The 16,479-nt window shown below is 65.7% G+C and carries 15 protein-coding genes and 1 riboswitch; of the genes, 11 read left to right on the forward strand and 4 right to left on the reverse strand.

The annotated features are described in order from the left end of the window. Positions 1–213: 213 nt before the first annotated feature. The gene (gene fnr, locus AC3WUT_RS06080; RefSeq protein ID WP_492346189.1) at positions 214–1,005 is read right to left on the reverse strand and encodes a fumarate/nitrate reduction transcriptional regulator Fnr; all 792 of its coding nucleotides are present in this window, start codon (positions 1,003–1,005) and stop codon (positions 214–216) included. A gap of 117 nt (positions 1,006–1,122) precedes the next feature. On the opposite strand from fnr, the gene hemN reads away from it, so the two are divergent. The 4 genes from hemN to AC3WUT_RS06100 all read left to right on the forward strand — a co-directional run bounded on the left by hemN (position 1,123) and on the right by AC3WUT_RS06100 (position 7,197). Then, a complete protein-coding gene (gene hemN, locus AC3WUT_RS06085; RefSeq protein ID WP_492346190.1) occupies positions 1,123–2,508 on the forward strand; it encodes an oxygen-independent coproporphyrinogen III oxidase in 1,386 nt (461 codons plus the stop codon). A 57-nt stretch (positions 2,509–2,565) separates the two neighbouring features. After that, a complete protein-coding gene (locus AC3WUT_RS06090; RefSeq protein WP_492346191.1) occupies positions 2,566–3,312 on the forward strand; it encodes a sulfite exporter TauE/SafE family protein in 747 nt (248 codons plus the stop codon). Positions 3,313–3,448: 136 nt separating this feature from the next. After that, positions 3,449–4,768: a cyclic di-GMP phosphodiesterase gene (locus AC3WUT_RS06095; RefSeq protein WP_492346192.1), complete on the forward strand. Its 1,320-nt coding sequence runs from the start codon at positions 3,449–3,451 to the stop codon at positions 4,766–4,768. Continuing rightward, positions 4,765–7,197, forward strand: a complete 2,433-nt coding sequence (locus tag AC3WUT_RS06100; RefSeq protein WP_492346193.1) for a sensor domain-containing protein — start codon at positions 4,765–4,767, stop codon at positions 7,195–7,197. The genes AC3WUT_RS06095 and AC3WUT_RS06100 overlap by 4 nt, the downstream gene beginning before the upstream one ends. Positions 7,198–7,235: 38 nt before the next feature. Here the strand turns inward: AC3WUT_RS06100 and AC3WUT_RS06105 are convergent, their stop codons facing one another. The 3 genes from AC3WUT_RS06105 to AC3WUT_RS06115 form a co-directional block, all read right to left on the reverse strand. Continuing rightward, complete coding sequence (locus AC3WUT_RS06105; protein ID WP_492346194.1) at positions 7,236–8,051, reverse strand: sulfite exporter TauE/SafE family protein; 816 nt, start codon at positions 8,049–8,051, stop codon at positions 7,236–7,238. Between the two features lie 362 nt (positions 8,052–8,413). Then, positions 8,414–8,782: a cell division protein ZapA gene (locus AC3WUT_RS06110; RefSeq protein WP_492346195.1), complete on the reverse strand. Its 369-nt coding sequence runs from the start codon at positions 8,780–8,782 to the stop codon at positions 8,414–8,416. Then, positions 8,779–9,015, reverse strand: a complete 237-nt coding sequence (locus tag AC3WUT_RS06115) for a cell division protein ZapB (RefSeq protein ID WP_019573080.1) — start codon at positions 9,013–9,015, stop codon at positions 8,779–8,781. The genes AC3WUT_RS06110 and AC3WUT_RS06115 overlap by 4 nt, the downstream gene beginning before the upstream one ends. Before the next feature lie 37 nt (positions 9,016–9,052). Next, a riboswitch (cobalamin riboswitch) is annotated at positions 9,053–9,298 on the forward strand. A 90-nt stretch (positions 9,299–9,388) separates the two neighbouring features. On the opposite strand from AC3WUT_RS06115, the gene AC3WUT_RS06120 reads away from it, so the two are divergent. From AC3WUT_RS06120 to cobO, 7 genes are read left to right on the forward strand one after another with little or no spacing between them, the layout of a single operon-like run. Next, positions 9,389–11,266: a TonB-dependent receptor domain-containing protein gene (locus tag AC3WUT_RS06120; RefSeq protein WP_492346196.1), complete on the forward strand. Its 1,878-nt coding sequence runs from the start codon at positions 9,389–9,391 to the stop codon at positions 11,264–11,266. Next, entirely contained in the window at positions 11,266–12,603 is a 1,338-nt protein-coding gene (locus AC3WUT_RS06125; RefSeq protein ID WP_492346197.1) for a cobyrinic acid a,c-diamide synthase CobB, read from the forward strand. Before AC3WUT_RS06120 ends, AC3WUT_RS06125 begins: the two co-directional genes overlap by 1 nt. Next, a complete protein-coding gene (locus AC3WUT_RS06130) occupies positions 12,600–13,169 on the forward strand; it encodes a bifunctional adenosylcobinamide kinase/adenosylcobinamide-phosphate guanylyltransferase (RefSeq protein WP_492346198.1) in 570 nt (189 codons plus the stop codon). Before AC3WUT_RS06125 ends, AC3WUT_RS06130 begins: the two co-directional genes overlap by 4 nt. Positions 13,170–13,216: 47 nt before the next feature. Then, a complete protein-coding gene (locus tag AC3WUT_RS06135; RefSeq protein ID WP_492346653.1) occupies positions 13,217–14,056 on the forward strand; it encodes an ABC transporter substrate-binding protein in 840 nt (279 codons plus the stop codon). Then, the gene (locus AC3WUT_RS06140) at positions 14,053–15,072 is read left to right on the forward strand and encodes a FecCD family ABC transporter permease (protein ID WP_492346199.1); all 1,020 of its coding nucleotides are present in this window, start codon (positions 14,053–14,055) and stop codon (positions 15,070–15,072) included. Before AC3WUT_RS06135 ends, AC3WUT_RS06140 begins: the two co-directional genes overlap by 4 nt. Continuing rightward, the gene (locus AC3WUT_RS06145) at positions 15,069–15,899 is read left to right on the forward strand and encodes an ABC transporter ATP-binding protein (protein WP_492346200.1); all 831 of its coding nucleotides are present in this window, start codon (positions 15,069–15,071) and stop codon (positions 15,897–15,899) included. The genes AC3WUT_RS06140 and AC3WUT_RS06145 overlap by 4 nt, the downstream gene beginning before the upstream one ends. Before the next feature lie 9 nt (positions 15,900–15,908). Beyond that, positions 15,909–16,478 carry a cob(I)yrinic acid a,c-diamide adenosyltransferase gene (gene cobO, locus AC3WUT_RS06150; protein ID WP_492346201.1) on the forward strand — a complete coding sequence of 190 codons (570 nt, stop codon included), beginning with the start codon at positions 15,909–15,911 and terminating at the stop codon, positions 16,476–16,478. The last annotated feature ends 1 nt before the right edge of the window (position 16,479 follow it).

Genomic DNA, 16,479 nt, shown 5'->3' on the forward strand with positions numbered 1-16,479 from the left:
TGGTGCGGCCAGACACGAGCCTATTTGTGCCTGCTTTCGTGCCTGCTTTCGTGCCCGCTTCCGCGGCCTGCTTCCAACTGGGTTGGCCCTCAACTTCAGATGTGAAAACACCCGGGTGACCGGGTGCTTTTGTTAGTTTGTCTGTTTGTATGCCCAGCGGCAAAGCCTGTCGGTGATGTATCACCGGCCAGTGGGGCAGCAGGCCCCCGAATCTTATTGGCAGGTCTGGGAATTCACGATGCGCTTGAGGGCATCGGTATCAAGAATGCGCACATGGCGCTGCTTGACCTCGACGATGTTCTCTTCCACAAATTTGGAGAACGTGCGGCTCACGGTTTCAAGCTTCAGGCCCAGATAGCTGCCGATTTCTTCACGCGTCATGCGCAGCACCAGCTCAGACTGGGAGAAGCCCCGCGCGTGCAGGCGCTGGACCAGGTTCAGCAAGAAGGCGGCCAGGCGTTCTTCGGCACGCATGCTGCCCAACAACAGCATCACGCCGTGCTCGCGAACGATCTCGCGGCTCATGATCTTGTGCACATGGTGCTGCAGTGCCGTCACTTCGCGCGACAGCTCTTCGATGCGGTCAAACGGCATCACGCACACTTCAGCATCTTCGAGTGCCACGGCGTCGCAGGTATGGTGGTCTTGAACAATGCCATCCAGGCCAATGATTTCACCTGCCATCTGGAAGCCTGTGACCTGATCGCGCCCATCTTCGGTCGCCACGCAGGTTTTGAAGAAACCCGTGCGGATCGCATACAGCGAAGTGAATTTTTCGCCATTGCGGAACAGTGTCGTGCCGCGCTTGACCTTGCGCCGGATCGCCACCACCTCATCAATGCGTTCAAGTTCTTCGGGCTTCAGGCCCATGGGCATGCACAACTCGCGCAGATTGCAGTTGGAGCAGGCAACTTTGATGGTTTGTGGGTTCATTCGCCTAGTAGAAGAGTCAGCGCTTGAGCTTAACGGTTTTGTAAGCTCGTTGGTTACAGGTGTGTCAAACATGGCTCCTCCTGATTTGCCTCAAATTGTGACTTTGGGTGCGCGTTGCTCGCTTGATCCACATCAAGGCCTCATTCCTTGGCTGATGCACATTATGGTGTCCAGAAGGAAAAATGCCAGATGAATGTCGTTTCGCCAGAGCTGTTGCGTCGGTTTGATGTGCCGGGGCCCAGGTACACCTCCTATCCTACGGCCGACCGCTTTGTTGAGGCTTACACCGAAGCAGATTACCGGCAAGCTCTGGATCAGCGTCGCGGTGGAGGGGCTGCAACGTTGGCTCTGCCACTTTCCCTGTACATCCACATTCCCTTTTGCGAGTCGCTTTGCTACTACTGCGCCTGCAACAAGATCATCACCAAGCACCCTGAGCGGGCCGATGAGTACTTGCGCTACCTGGGGCGCGAGGTCGATCTGCATGTGCAGCAGATCGGTACGGGTCAGGCGGTCAGTCAGCTGCATCTGGGCGGGGGCAGCCCCACCTTTCTCAGCGATGAGCGCTTGAGCGAACTCATGGCCATGTTGCGGCGCAATTTTTCGCTGGCACCCGGTGGCGAATATTCCATTGAGGTCGATCCACGCACCGTTACCCGGGATCGCCTGGCTCACCTGGCTCGCCTGGGCTTCAACCGGCTGAGCTTCGGGGTGCAGGATTTCGATCCCGCCGTTCAAAAGGCGGTGCACCGCATTCAACCCGCAGAACAGGTGTTCGATCTGGTGGCGGAAGCCCGTCGCCTTGGTTTCGAGTCGATCAACGTCGATCTGATCTATGGCCTGCCGCGGCAGACCCCCGAATCGTTTGATCGCACCCTGGCCCAGGTGACCGAATTGCGGCCTGACCGCATTGCCCTGTATGCCTATGCGCACCTGCCTGAGCGTTTCAAGCCGCAGCGCCGCATTGTTTCGGCTGAGTTGCCGGGGGGGCCGGCCAAGGTGTCGATGTTGTCACGTTCGCTGTCGGCCTTCATCGAGGCCGGTTATGTCTACGTGGGCATGGATCACTTTGCCTTGCCCAATGACGCACTGGCCGTGGCCAAGCGCCAAGGGCGTCTGCATCGCAACTTCCAGGGTTACAGCACCCAACCCGATTGCGATCTGATCGGTCTGGGGGTATCGGCCATCGGGCGAGTCGGGGCGACTTACAGCCAGAACGCCAAGACCCTGGAAGACTATTACGACTACCTCAACCAGGGGCGCCTGCCTGTCGTTCGGGGTTTGGCCTTGTCGCGCGACGATCTGGTCCGGCGCGCCGTCATCATGGCGTTGATGTGCCAGGGGCGACTGGTGTACGAGTCGATCGATCTGGCTTGGTTGATCGACTGCCGCAGCTATTTCGCAACCGAAATGGGGCTGTTGCAGGACCTGGCCAAGGATGGCCTGCTTACCATGGATGACTCTGGCATCGAGGTCACGCCGAACGGTTGGTTCTTCATCCGTGCCATCGCCATGGTCTTTGACCGCTATTTGCAGGCCGACCGCAACCGTGCCCGTTTCTCACGCATCATCTGAGCCTCGCTGTCACTCGGTCCGGTGGATCCGGGTTGACGCTTGTCTGCAAGGAGGCGGATGGTGTTGAGCTCTCTGGCATGGACGGCCTTGTTGATGGGGTTGGCAGGTGGCCCCCATTGCGTTGCCATGTGCGGTGCCGCCTGCACGGCCCTGGGGCGCTCCTCGGGTGGGACTGAGCAGCCGATTCAATGGTTGCCTACGGATTCGGCGGGCGCCGTTGCCCGTTCGCGCTTGAACAGTTTGCCCACCGGGCGCGAATGCCTGTTTCAGGTTGGGCGGCTGATCGGTTATGCCGGCGCCGGCGCCCTGGCCGCGGTGGCCGTGGGGGCGTTGGCGTGGCTCAGTGGCAAGACGGCTGTCTTGCGACCTGTGTGGAGCCTGTTTCATGTCGCAGTTCTTGCTTGGGGGCTTTGGCTGGTGATCCAGGCCGAGCAGCCGGCCTGGGTGCAGGGCGCCGCCCGCTCGGTCTGGCAGCGGGTACAACCCTTGACGGCGCGTGGGAGTGGCGTTTTTGCGACAGGTGTGGCCTGGGCCTTCATGCCTTGTGGCCTGCTTTATTCGGCCCTGCTGGTGGCCGGTTTGGCGGGCGGGCCGGCCGAAGGTGCTCTGGTCATGGCCTTGTTCGCCCTTGGCGGCAGTGTGTCTTTGTTGGCGGGACCTTGGCTCTGGCGCTCGCTCCAGCAGCGGGTCAACGGTTGGCGGCAAGATTGGGGCACGCGGCTGGCGGGCTTGTTTCTTTGCGCTTTGGCCGGTTGGTCCCTGTGGTTGGACGTCGCCCATCGCGTGGCTGAGTGGTGCCAGTAACAGGTCTGGGACGCGTTCACTGAGTCTCATCGGAATCAGGTTTGTCGCGCGTCACTTACTAGAGGTAAAAGTTGTCTCAAAATCCCGCCATAATGGTTTCGTAAGACTGACTCTCTGGTCAGCTATTTTCGAATCCATGGAAGACAGCAAGAGCAAGCTCATCGACATTCAGCGGTTGCGCAAAGGCATGTTTGTGCAGCTTGAGCTCGGCTGGATGGATCATCCTTTTCCGATGGGCAGTTTCAAGATCTCCTCCGACGAGCAGATCCAGACCCTGCGCTCGCTGGGGCTCAGCCAGATCCGGTACGTGCCCGCGCGAAGCGACGTGCAAGTCGATGAGTCCCCCTCTCAAGCGGCGCCCGCCGTGGGCGATGCGTCTTCGCCGGAACCCCAAGAACCTGACCAGGCGCCTGCGTTGCCGCAGGGCTCGGGCGCAGACCGGGCACGCCAGGCGCGCCTGGCTGCACGCCTGGCGCAAGAGCGTTGCCTGGAGGTCTGCGAGCGTCGCTTCTTTGATGCCACCCGCCAGTACAAGAAGGTGGGTGAGCAACTGCGGCTCAGCCCTCAGGAGGCCAAGCGTCAGAGCGAGGAACTGGTGGGCTCTTGTGTGTCCGAGCTGCTGGCCAATGGCGAATCGGTCATCCGCCTGCTGACCGAGGTGTCGGGCGATCGAAGCGCCACCCATCCCATCAATGTGATGGTGATCTCGCTGCTGTTGGGCAAGGCCCTGGGCCTGGAAGAGGCAGCCCTGAAGGATTTGGGCCTAGTGTCCATGTTGCACGACATCGGCAAGCTTGAGTTGCCTGACCGCGTGCGTTCATTCGATGACCAGTTCACTACCGCCGAGTACCGCATGTACCAGGAGCACGTCGAACAGGGCGTGATTCTGGCGCAGCGCATGGGGCTTGCGCCGGGTGTGATCAAGGGCATTTCGCAGCACCACGAGATGGCCGATGGCAGTGGCTTTCCGATGCGGCACAAGGTTGATCGCCTGGAGACACTGGGCAAGATCGTGGCGTTGGTCAATCGCTATGACAACCTCTGCAACCCCTCGCGTCTGGCCATCGCGCTGACCCCGCACGAAGCGCTGTCGGTGATTTTTGCGCAGATGAAAGCCCGCTTCGACACCACGGTGCTGGGTGCCTTCATCCGCATGATGGGCGTGTACCCACCGGGTTCGGTGGTCCAGTTGGTGAACGACCGGTTTGCCCTGGTGGTGTCGGTCAATTCGTCCCGCCCGTTGCGGCCCCGGGTGCTGGTGCATGATCCGATGGTGCCTCGCTCCGAGGCGCTGATCCTGGACCTGGAGCAGGTCCCTGAGCTGGGCATCAAGCGCAGCCTCAAGGCCTCGCAACTGCCCAAGGCGGCACTGGACTATCTGTCGCCACGCCAACGCATCTGCTACTTCTTTGAACGGGCCGTGGAGGCGCCTTCTCCGGCTGGAGCCGAACAGTGACCGACGCCCAGGCCGGGCTCAGCCTGGAGGGTCTGCTGGAATCGGTCTGGTTGGTGGAGACGGCGGGGCTCACCGTGTGCTGGGTCAACCGGGCGGCCTGTGCGCTCTTGGGCCATGTCGCGCCTGAGGCCGTGCTGGGGCGGCCGGTGACCGATCTGGCGGTCTCGCCCGAAGACATGGTCTTCTGGGCCACGGTCCAGCCGGATGGGGATCCGGGGCTGTGGTCAGAAACCGTGCTGCGCCGCTTGGATGGTTCCGTGCTTCCCGTCGAGCGGCGCGTCACCCTCACACGACTTCCCGATGGTGCACCCGCATACCAGGTGGTGATGCTGGACCGGAGTCGGGAGCAGCACGCAGCGAATGAATTCGAGCAGTTGGTGGCTGAGTTGCGCGCCACCCTGGATTCGACGGCCGATGGCATGCTGGTGTGCAGCCTGCGTGGCGAGGTGAGGGCGTTCAACCGCCGCTTCAGTCAAATCTGGTCGATCCCCGAAGCGCTGCACACCCAGCGTGATGATGGCGCGCTCCACGCCCATCTGATGGCTTCCGTGCTGGACCCTGCGCTTTACCAGCAGCGGCTTGCCGAATTGGCCGCCAGCCCCGACCTGCAGGTGAGCGACACCTTGTTGTTGAAGGATGGCCGGGTGCTTGAACGCGCCTGCGTGACGCAGATCAGCCGGGGGCGAGCGGTGGGCCGGGTCTACTCGTTTCGCGACATCACGGACCAGGTGGCCGCTCAGGCCGAGCTTCGGCGCGCCGCCAAGGTGTTTGAATGCAGCCTCGACGCCGTTTTCATCGCCACCGCCGAGGAGGTCCTGATGGCGGTCAATCCCGCGTTTTTGCGTCTGGCTCAGGCAGACGCCGACACGTTTGTCGGCACTGCGCCCTGGCTGGGGCGTACGGCGGGGGCTTTGTTTGCCGACCCGGCTGTCCCTGCGTTGATGGATCACATCCGGCAGCGGCGTGAGCAGCAGGGTTTCTGGGAGGGCGAGGTCTGGTTGTGCCGTGATGACGGCAGTCGTTGCCCGGTGCAATTGTCCTGGGTCCAACTCCATGATGAGCGGACCGGCCTGGGTCAGAGCATCGGCTTCTTCCGAGACCTGACCGCGCAGCAGGCGGCCCAGCGCCGCATTGAGCAACTCGCCTACAGCGATGCCCTCACCGGCCTGCCCAACCGCCTTCTCCTTTCGCAACGAGTGGATTTCGCGCTGAACATGGCGCGGCGCCATGCCGTCAGCTTTGCCGTGTTGTTCCTGGACCTCGATCGATTCAAGAACATCAACGACTCACTGGGCCATCAGTTCGGCGACCGGGTGCTGATCCAGGTGGCCGAACGCATCCGATTGTGTCTGCGCGACGTGGACACCCTGTGCCGCCTCGGAGGGGATGAATTTGTCCTGTACCTGCATGACGTGGAGGTGGCCGGGGCGGAGCGCGTTGCCTCGCGTGTGCTGGAGGCGCTGTCCCGTCCCTTTTTGCAGGACGACATGAACTTCAGCATCGGCTGCAGCATCGGCGTGGCCATGTACCCGGGCGACGGCGACACCCTTGATGAGCTGATCAAGCAGGCCGACACCGCCATGTACGAGGTCAAGGGGGCAGGGCGGGGGCATATCCGCTTCTATCGCCCGCAGATGAATGTGGACATGCTCTCACGCATGAAGCTGGAGACGGCGCTGCGCCAGGCCATCGAGCGGCAGGCCTTTCACTTGCACTACCAGCCTCAGCTTCATCTGGCCTCGGGCCGTCTCATCGGCGCCGAAGCCTTGATCCGATGGTCGGATCCCGAGCGGGGCGCGGTCTCACCCGGACAGTTCATCCCGCTGGCAGAAGAGTCGGGACTGATCGTGCAGATCGGTGCCTGGGTGCTGGCCGAGGCCGTCGGCCAGGCCACCGCCTGGTGGCGTGCCGGCACCCCGCTTCAGGTGTCGATCAACGTGTCGGCGCTGCAGTTCAGGCAGCCGGACTTCGTGGAGCGCGTGGCGCAAGTGCTGGGTCAGCTTGGCTTGCCGCCCGCGTTGCTGGAGCTCGAACTCACAGAATCCATCCTGGTGCAGGATGCGGATGAGGTCTTGCAGCGGCTGCGCGCACTGGCGGCCCTGGGCGTGCATCTGGCGATTGATGATTTCGGGACCGGCTACTCCAGCCTGGCCTACCTGAAGAAGTTCCCCATCAGCAAACTGAAAATCGACCAGTCCTTTGTGCGCGGCCTGCCGGGGGATGACAGTGACGTGGCCATCGTCGCTGCCATGATTGGCCTGGCACGGGCCATGGGCTTGTCCGTCATTGCCGAGGGGGTTGAAACGGAAGATCAGCGCGCAGCGCTGCTGCGGCTGGGCTGCGATGAATACCAGGGCTTTTTGTTTTCACCCGGCGTGTCTGCGGCGAAATTTGCCGGTTTTCTGCAGGGGCCTGCTCGGGTCGCCTGAGGTTCCTGATGTGCCTCGGCGTCGCAGCAGAGGCCGGCTCAGCCGCTCAGGCCCTTCCACGCCATGTAGGCAGCCAGCAGGTACAGCAGGCTGGCAAACACCCGTTTGAGCTTTTTCACCGGCAATTGGTGGGCCGCCTTGGCGCCCAGCGGGGCGGTCAACACACTGCAGGCTGCGATCACGCCCAGCGCAGGCAGCCAGATGTAGCCAAACGAGGCAGGGGGCAGTTGGGTCAGTGACTGCCCGGCAATCACATAGCCCACCACATTGGCCACCGCAATCGGAAACCCAAGGGCCGCCGAGGTGGCCACGGCATTGTGGATGGGCACATTGCACCAGGTCATGAAGGGCACGCTCACAAAGCCGCCACCCGCACCCACCAGGCCCGACAGAAAACCGATCACGCCGCCGCCGGCCAACTGGCCGGCCATGCCGGGCATCTGGCGCGCTGGGGCGGGCTTCTTGTCGAGGAACATCTGGGTGGCCGAAAAGCCCACGAACAGCGCAAAGAAAATCGCCAGGGCACTGCCCTTGAGCAAGGCAAAAACACCCATGCTGGCCACCGCACCGCCGAGCACGATGCCGGGGGCCAGCCCACGCACCAGATCCCATCGCACGGCACCGCGTTTGTGATGTGCTCGCACGCTGGAGATGGACGTGAACATGATGGTGGCCATGGACGTGGCAATCGCCATTTTCACGGCCAGATCGGCGGCCACACCCTGGCGGCCCAGGATGGCTGTGATGAAGGGCACCATCAGCATGCCGCCACCAATGCCCAGCAGCCCCGCCAGGAAGCCCGAGAAAATGCCCAGCAGGGCCAGTTCAAGAATCAGGATCGGCTCAAGCAGCATGGTGGTGGCACCTGGATGCGACGGCAGACAAAAACAAGCCGGCGCGAGGCCGGCTTGTTCGGGAAGAAGGTGTCTGCGAGTGCCACCGGACCGGCATCCTGAACCGGGGGTTCAGGTGGGCAAGGGCAGACTGGCGTTGGGTTCATCTGACGCGAGACGATCACGCTCACCAGCCGATGTACCAAGCCCGGGCTCAGAGAGCATTGGTTCAAGGAAATATAAAGCCCGGCATGCACTGCAGACGGTTGCCATTGTAGGCCCGCCGAAGGGGGGCTGGCGGCAATCTGGCCCAGATCTGCACCTGTGAGGGGGCTTTGCTTGACAGCGCCCGGTCGATGGGGGCTGGAGCCTGTTAACAGGCCCTAGATCAGGTGGCCGTCGCCGCCCAGAGCATTGTCGAGTTGGCGAATCAATTGGTTCAGACGCTCGGCATCGTGTGCGCTGAGCGCACCGGCCGGCAGGCTGGCCGCGGGCGAGGGGTGTGGGGTGGGGGCCTGCCGGGCCTGGGCCTGGGCTTGCAGATCGGCGTTTTCGCGATCGGCCAGCTCAAAAGCAAAGTTCAGGGCGGCCAGCACGGCAATGCGGTCGCGTGCACGCACCTTGCCCGCGTCGCGGATCTTGCACATCGCCGTGTCCAGGCGCTCCACGGCGTCCAGCAGGCGCGACTCTCGGCCATCAGGGCAGGCCAGCAGATAGCTCTGCTGCATGATCTGGACTTCGACTTGCTTCATGCGGCCTTGTCCTCGGAGGGTTCGGTGGGCAGCGGTGGCAGGCGCTCCAGCAGGGCCTCGACACGGGAGCGCGCGGCATTCAGCCGCGACTTCAGGCTGTCACGTTCGCGCCCCAGGGCCGCCACCTGCTCGGTGAGCAAGGCGTTGGTGCGTTGCAGCTCTTCGTGGCGCACCAGAAGCCGCTCAACGCGATCGGCGATCTGGTCAATGGGGTGCAGGTCGGAGGGTGCCATACAGCCGGCTATTGTAGGACGGGCGTCAGTGAATGGTTCTAAAATCCGGATTGTTGGTGCTCGCGGTGTGGTTCACACACCGCAGTTCAACGGGAAGCAGGAACGGGCAGGCGTCACGCGCCCCGCCTCCAACCTGCGCTGCCCCCGCAACGGTCAAGCAGACGAGCCTTTTTCAGGCTCCGCCTTTCTCCAACAAGCCACTGGATGTTCTGAACACGCATCTGGGAAGGCGAGGAGGGTTGTCTCTGCCAGCCCGGATACCGGCCAACAAGGTGAATGCCAAAGCCTGCCCGTTCAGGCCCTGGTGTTCGTGACGTCCAAGTGCCGGCGGGGAAGCCGGCGCGGACCTATTTTGCTGACCTGTCCCCGTCCCATGAAGAACCCTTCCGTTCAATCCTCCGTCCGTGTGTCCGTCCGTGCGCGCGCTCGCCATGGCCTGAGCCCTCTCGCCCTGGCCGCCGGCCTGTGTGTCCTGCAGGTGGCCGCGCAGGCCGCCGAGCTGCCTGTCCTGGTCGCAGGCTTGAACCCGCTCAAGGAAACCGTGGTCACTGCCACGCGCACCGAGCAGCCCCTGGCCGACCTGGTGGCTGATGTCACCTTGATCGATCGTGAAACCATCGAAAACAGTGGTGCCACCGCGCTGGCCGACGTGCTGGCCCGTGTGCCCGGCATTGAAATTTCCCGCAATGGTGGCCCCGGCACGACCACCAGCTTGTTCATGCGTGGGGCCGAGACCCGTTTCACCGCTGTGTTCATTGACGGCATCCGGGTGGATTCACAGTCCACCGGCGGCGCCGCCTGGGAGGCAATCCCCCTGGGCCTGATCGACCGCATCGAAGTGCTGCGTGGCCCGGCGGGGGCCGTCTACGGCTCGGACGCCATCGGCGGCGTGGTGCAGATCTTCACCAAGAAGGGCGAGGGCGCGCCCAAGCCTTATGTCGGCATGGGCATCGGCAGCCTTCGCAGCACCCACCTGGAAGCCGCCCTCAGCGGCACCGACGGGGCCATCGACTACGCGCTGGGGGTGCAGAACGAGACCAGCCTGGGCTTCAATGCCCGCCCCATCGCCACGGCCAACCCCGACCGTGACGGCTACCGCAGCAACTCGGGCTATGCCCGCGTCGGCGCCCAGCTCAACCGCGACCAGCGCCTGGAAGCCACCCTGCTCGGCAGCAACATGAACTCGGGCTACGACGCCAACCTAACCCGGGACGATCGCAACCTGCACCGTCTTTACGCCGCCGGCCTGAACTGGTCGGCGCGCTGGAACGAGGGCTACAGCACCCGCGTCAGCGTCACCGAATCGTCCGACCACTACACCACCCAGCCCAACCCCTACCAGACCAACACGCGGGTGCGCGGCTACCTGTTCCAGAACGAATGGAAGCGTGGCGCGGCCAACTGGACCGTGGCGCTCGAACGCCGGGAAGACCAGCTGCAGAACGCCCCCATCGACCGCAGCCGCTCGCAGGATGCGCTGGCCCTGGGCTATGGCCTGCGTTGGCAGGCCCACACCGTGCAGTTCAACCTGCGCCATGATCGCGACAGCGAATTCGGCAGCCACAACACGGGCAGTGCGGCCTATGGCTACGCCATCACGCCCGCCTGGCGTGCCACGGTGTCGGCCGGCACCGCCTTCCGTGCCCCCACGCTGTACCAGCGCTTCAGCGAGTACGGCCTGGCCTCGTTGCAACCCGAGACCAGCCGCAACCTCGAGGCCGGCCTGCGTTACCAGCAGGGCAGCAGCCTGTTCAGTGTGGTGGCCTACCGCAACACGGTGGACAACCTGATCAACTTCGGTGGCGCTGGTGCCTGCTCGTCGCCTTACGGCTGCTATGCCAACACCGGTCACGCCCGCTATGAAGGCCTGACCTTCACGGGCGAGCAGCGTGTCGAGACCGTGCTGCTGCGCGGCTCGCTCGATGTGCAAGACCCGAAGGACCTGGTCACCGGCAAGCAATTGGCCCGCCGCTCGCGCGAGCACGGTACCTTCAGTGCCGAGACCCGCCTGGCGCAATGGAACCTGGCTGCCGAGGCGCAATGGTCGGGTCGCCGTTTCGACAACGCCGCCAACACCGTGACACTGGGGGGCTACACCCTGTTCAACCTGCGTGCCAGCACCGACATCGCGCCGGATTGGAAGCTTCTGGCCCGCCTCAACAACCTGGCCGACAAGTCCTACCAACTGGCCAACACCTACGCCACCCCGGGCCGCAGCGTGTACTTGGGCCTGATCTGGGCCCCGCGCTGATGGCCGCGCTGGCGCCAGTGGTGCTGGTGGCCGCACCCGCTTCTGGCCAGGGCAAGACCACGGTCGCTTCGGCCCTGGCCCGCTTGCACAGCCGGGCCGGGCGGCGGGTGCGGGCCTTCAAGTGCGGGCCCGATTTTCTCGATCCCTGCTGGCTGGCCTTGGCCAGCGGCGGCCCCGTGCATTCGCTGGACCTGTGGATGAACGGCGAGGCCGACTGTGCGGCCCGCCTGCAACAGGCTGCCGCCGACAGCGATCTGGTGATCGTCGAAGGCGTGATGGGCTTGTTCGATGGCCAGCCCAGCGCAGGCGATCTGGCGCGCCGCTTCGGCTTGCCGGTGTTGGCCGTGATCGACGGCTCGGCCATGGCCGGTACCTTCGGCGCCTTGGCCTATGGCCTGCAGCATTACCAGCCGGGGCTGCCCTGGCTGGGCGTGCTGGCCAACCGGGTGGGCAGCGAGCGCCACGCCCACATGCTGCGTGACGGCCTGCGCGACCCCGCCACCTGGCTGGGGGCCTTGCCCCGCAGTGCCGATTGGGCCCTGCCCGAGCGGCACCTGGGCCTGGTGCAGGCGGGTGAATTGCCCGATGCCCTGGCCCGCCTCGATGCGGCGGCCGACGCCTTGGCCAACACCCCCATCGGCCAGCGTGCGCTGGCCGACTGGGCGGCCTGGCAGCCTCCGGTCGACCTGCCCGCGGCCCCGGCGCCGGTGTCGACTTTGCTGGCCGGCCGGCGGGTGGCCGTGGCCCGTGATGCCGCCTTCTGTTTCATCTACCCGGCCAACCTGGACTGCCTGCGCGCCCTGGGCGCCGAGGTGGTGTTTTTCTCGCCCTTGACCGATGGGGCCTTGCCCGACTGTGACGCCTTGTGGCTGCCCGGTGGCTACCCCGAGCTGCACGGCCCGGCCCTGGCCAGCAACCCCACGATGCGCCTGAGCCTGCAGGCCCATGTGGCTGCAGGCCGCCGGGTCTGGGCCGAGTGCGGCGGCATGATGGCCTTGTTCGACAGCCTGGTCACCCGCGAGGGCGAGCGGCACGCCGGCTTCGGCCTGCTGCCGGGTCAGGTGCTGATGCAAAAGCGCCTGGTGGCCCTGGGGCCGCAGCAATGGACGCCCGAGCCCGGCGGCGGCACTTTGCGTGGCCACACCTTTCACCATTCGCTTTGCGAGACCGGATTGCAGCCCGTGGGCCGCAGCGTGCGTCCTGGCGTGTCGCCCCATGGCAGCGAAGGCGAGGCCGTGTATGGCCTGGGCCCGGTGCGGGCCAGCTACTTCCATGCCTGGTTCCCCTCGGCCCCCGAGGCGGTGGCTGCCTTGTTCCTGCCGGAGGCGCGACCATGAGCCACGCCTACCGTGAACTGATCCTGGGCGGCCAGAAGAGTGGCAAATCGGCGCGGGCCGAGCACCAGGCGGCCCAATGGTTGGCCCAGCCGCAGCGACAGGCGGTGTTGATCGCCACGGCCCAACCCTGGGACGCTGAGATGGCTGCACGCATCGAGCGCCACCAGAGCGACCGTGCCCAGCGTGTGCCGGGCCTGAAGACCGTCGAGTCGCCACTGGACTGGCCTGCTGAACTGCAGCGCCTGAGCCGGCACGACACCCTGGTGGTGGTCGATTGCCTGACCCTGTGGCTGACCAACCTGATCATGCCCATCGACCCGTCAGCCGCGGTGGGCGTTGATGGACTGGCCCGGCGCATCAGCGAGGCGGCCGAGGCCCTGGCCCGTGCTTCGGGTCCGGTGCTGCTGGTCAGTAACGAGATCGGCCTGGGGGTCATCCCGATGGGGCGCGAGGTCCGGGCCTTTGTCGATGCGCTGGGCCAGCTCAACCAGCGCCTGGCCCAGGTCTGCGACCGCGTCACCTTGATGGCCGCTGGCCTGCCCCTGACTCTGAAGGCCCCCGCTTGAAATCCTGCACCTTCCTCCGATTCCCGCTGGCGTGGCTGTTGCTCGCGATGCTGAGCAGCCTGTGCCAGGCCGCGGCCCCCATCGAACTGCAGGATGACCGCGGCGTCAGCGTGCAACTGGCCCAGCCGCCGCAGCGCATCATCAGCCTGCTGCCCTCGCTGACGGAGTCCATCTGCGCCATGGGTGGCTGTGCCCGCCTCGTGGGGGTGGACCGTTACTCCACCTGGCCTGCGTCGGTGCAGGCCCTGCCGCACCTGGGGGGGCTGGACGACGCCAACATCGAGGGCATCGTGGCCTTGCGGCCCGATGTGGTCTTGCTGGCCAAGTCGGCCCGTGCCACGCCCCGGCTGGAGCAGCTCGGCCTCAAGGTGGTGGCCCTGGAGCCGCGCAGTTACGCCGATGTGCAACGCGTGCTGGGCAAGATCGGCGTGGTCCTGCAGGTGCCCGATGCGCAGGGCGCGGCGCGCATCTGGCGCCAGATCGATGCCGAGGTCTCGGCCGCCGCCCAGTCGCTGCCGCCGAAGGTGCGCAACACCCGGGTGTATTACGAAGTCAACCGAGCGCCCTATGCGGCCAGCGAATCGTCCTTCATCGGCGAGACCCTGAGCCGGCTGGGCGCGCGCAATGTGGTGCCCGCCTCGCTGGGCCCCTTTCCCAAGCTCAACCCCGAGTATGTGGTGCGCGCCAACCCTGACCTGATCATGATTGGGGACCGCAACTTCGAAGGCCTGATGCAGCGCCCGGGTTGGGATCGCATCCGCGCCGTGCGCGAGGACCGCATCTGCCGCTTCAGCGCTGCCGAATCCGATGTGATGGTGCGCCCCGGCCCCCGCATGGGCGAGGCCGCACGCCTGATGGCGCGTTGCCTGCAGGAGCGCTCGCCATGAGCCCACGCGCCTGGCGGCCGGCCGCCGTGCTCTTCGTGCTGGTGCTGCTGGTGGCCGGTCTGCTGGCGCTCAGCCTGGGCGTGGGCAGCACCGGCTTTCAGCGGGTGACCCAGTTGTTCGACGACCCCCTGGCCGCCCAGATCGTGCTCGACATCCGCTTGCCACGCTCGCTCGGGGCCCTGGCCGCCGGGGCTTTGCTTGGGCTGGCCGGCTCCGTGGCGCAGGGCTTGTTCCGCAACCCGCTGGCCGACCCCTACCTGCTGGGCAGTGCCTCAGGGGCTTCGCTGGGCGTGGCTTTTGCCCTGGTGTGGCTGGGGCAAAGGCCCTTGAACCTGCTCTTGTCATCCGACTGGCTGATGCGCCTGGGCCTCACCGGCGCCGCCTTTGTCGGTGCGGTGGGCGCCGTGTTGCTCACCCTGGCGCTGGCGCGAGGCGTGCAGCAGACCCTGCGCCTGTTGCTGGCCGGGGTCATCGTGGGCGTGGTGTTGGGCGCCATCACCTCTTTGCTGCTGCTGCGCGTGCCCGAGATCATGCAACCCATGCAAGCCTTCATGCTGGGCAACACCGGCTTTGTCGGCTGGACCTCGGCCTTGCTGATGGGCGCAGTGTGGTGCCTGTGCGCCCTGGTGGCGCTGGGGGCGGCCCGGGGCCTGGACGGACTGTCGCTCGGTGAATCGACGGCCCTCAGCCTGGGCCTGCCACTCGGCGTTTTACGCGCGGTGCTGGTGGCCGTGCTGGCGTTGGCCACCGGCACGGCCGTGGCCCAGACCGGCTTGATTGCCTTTGTCGGCCTGGCGGCGCCGCACCTGGTACGCGGGCTGGTCAAGACGGGCCATGCCTGGCAGCAGCTGCTTGCCAGCCTGACCGGCGGCTGCCTGCTGATGCTGGCCGACGTGCTGGCGCGTGGCCTCACGGCACCACAGGAGTTGCCCGTGGGTGCCTTGACGGCGGTCCTGGGCGGCAGCTACCTGCTGTGGCTCATGCACCGACGCGACAGCCTGGGGGGCGGGGCATGAGCGCCGCGCTCGGCTCCTCCACGTCGGCCCTTCAAGCCCGGGGTGTGAGCGCCCGACTGGGCGATCGACCGGTGCTGCATGCCATCGACCTAGACCTGCGCCAGGGGGCCTGGACCAGCATCGTGGGCCCCAACGGGGCCGGCAAATCGACCTTGCTGCGGGCGCTGGCGGGCCTGCTGCCCTGCGCTGGCGAGATCACCCTGCTGCAGCGCCCCTTGCGCCAATGGCCCGCGCGCGAGCGGGGGCGCACCGTGGCCTGGCTGGGGCAGGGCGAACAGGCGGCCCACGACCTGCGGGTGCTTGACGTGGTGATGCTGGGGCGCCTGCCCCACCGCGGCTGGCTGGCCGCGCCCGGCGCCGCCGACCACGCGGCCGTGGAGCAGGCCTTGCGCAGCACCCAGGCCTGGGAATGGCGCGAGCGCAGTCTGGGCCAGCTGTCGGGCGGCGAGCGCCAGCGCGTGTTGCTGGCCCGCGCCCTGGCCGTGCAGGCCCCGGTGCTGTTGATGGACGAGCCCCTGGCCAACCTGGATCCACCGCACCAGTCCGACTGGCTGGACACCGTGCGCCAACTGGTGGGGCAGGGCCGGACCGTGGTCAGCGTGCTGCATGAACTCGGCATGGCTTTGCAGGCCGATGAGCTGGTGGTGATGGCGCAAGGCCGCATCTGCCACCACGGCAGCACCGAGGCCCCGGCCACGCACCGCGCGCTGGAGCAGGTGTTTGACCAGCGCCTGAAGATCCACCCGGTCCAGGGGCAATGGGTGCCCCTGCCCGTGGCCCGGGCCGAACCCACGTCAGAACCCACATCCCACCCCCACACTTCCTGAAAACCTCCCATGCAGATCGAAACCCCCCCCACCGAAAAGCCTTATGACAAAGCCGAAGGCGAGCGCCGTGGCCTGATCATCGTCAACACCGGCGACGGCAAGGGCAAGAGCACCGCGGCCTTCGGCCTGGCCCTGCGGGCGCATGGCCGCGGCAAGGCCGTGAAGATCTACCAGTTCATGAAGGTGCCCAGCGCCCGCTTTGGCGAACACCGCATGTTCGAGCAACTGGGCATCCCGGTGGAAGGCCTGGGCGACGGCTTCAGCTGGAAGAGCAAGGACCTCGATCACTCTGCCCAGTTGGCCCGCGATGGCTGGGCCCGGGCGCGGGACGTGATCCTGGCCGGCGAGCATTTTCTGGTGGTGCTCGATGAGATCACTTACCCCCTGATCTATGGCTGGCTGCCCCTGGGCGAGGTGCTGACCACCCTGCGCGACCGCCCGCGCCAGGTGCACGTGGTGCTCACCGGGCGCCGCTGCCCCGAAGAGATCGTGACGATGGCCGACACCGTGACCGAGATGAAGCTGATCAAGCACGCCTTCCAGGCCGGCATCCCGGCCCAACGGGGCATCGAGGATTGAG

This window comes from Curvibacter sp. EU05-FHT14A10 (assembly GCF_058791075.1).

What these genes read in the sequence shown, in the direction of transcription:
- fnr (WP_492346189.1), bottom strand. Translation starts at nt 1,005, where the DNA reads ATGTTTGACACACCTGTAACCAACGAGCTTACAAAACCGTTAAGCTCA.
- hemN (WP_492346190.1), top strand. Translation starts at nt 1,123, where the DNA reads ATGAATGTCGTTTCGCCAGAGCTGTTGCGTCGGTTTGATGTGCCGGGG.
- AC3WUT_RS06090 (WP_492346191.1), top strand. Translation starts at nt 2,566, where the DNA reads ATGGTGTTGAGCTCTCTGGCATGGACGGCCTTGTTGATGGGGTTGGCA.
- AC3WUT_RS06095 (WP_492346192.1), top strand. Translation starts at nt 3,449, where the DNA reads ATGGAAGACAGCAAGAGCAAGCTCATCGACATTCAGCGGTTGCGCAAA.
- AC3WUT_RS06105 (WP_492346194.1), bottom strand. Translation starts at nt 8,051, where the DNA reads ATGCTGCTTGAGCCGATCCTGATTCTTGAACTGGCCCTGCTGGGCATT.
- AC3WUT_RS06110 (WP_492346195.1), bottom strand. Translation starts at nt 8,782, where the DNA reads ATGAAGCAAGTCGAAGTCCAGATCATGCAGCAGAGCTATCTGCTGGCC.
- AC3WUT_RS06115 (WP_019573080.1), bottom strand. Translation starts at nt 9,015, where the DNA reads ATGGCACCCTCCGACCTGCACCCCATTGACCAGATCGCCGATCGCGTT.
- AC3WUT_RS06120 (WP_492346196.1), top strand. Translation starts at nt 9,389, where the DNA reads ATGAAGAACCCTTCCGTTCAATCCTCCGTCCGTGTGTCCGTCCGTGCG.
- AC3WUT_RS06125 (WP_492346197.1), top strand. Translation starts at nt 11,266, where the DNA reads ATGGCCGCGCTGGCGCCAGTGGTGCTGGTGGCCGCACCCGCTTCTGGC.
- AC3WUT_RS06130 (WP_492346198.1), top strand. Translation starts at nt 12,600, where the DNA reads ATGAGCCACGCCTACCGTGAACTGATCCTGGGCGGCCAGAAGAGTGGC.
- AC3WUT_RS06135 (WP_492346653.1), top strand. Translation starts at nt 13,217, where the DNA reads ATGCTGAGCAGCCTGTGCCAGGCCGCGGCCCCCATCGAACTGCAGGAT.
- AC3WUT_RS06140 (WP_492346199.1), top strand. Translation starts at nt 14,053, where the DNA reads ATGAGCCCACGCGCCTGGCGGCCGGCCGCCGTGCTCTTCGTGCTGGTG.
- AC3WUT_RS06145 (WP_492346200.1), top strand. Translation starts at nt 15,069, where the DNA reads ATGAGCGCCGCGCTCGGCTCCTCCACGTCGGCCCTTCAAGCCCGGGGT.
- cobO (WP_492346201.1), top strand. Translation starts at nt 15,909, where the DNA reads ATGCAGATCGAAACCCCCCCCACCGAAAAGCCTTATGACAAAGCCGAA.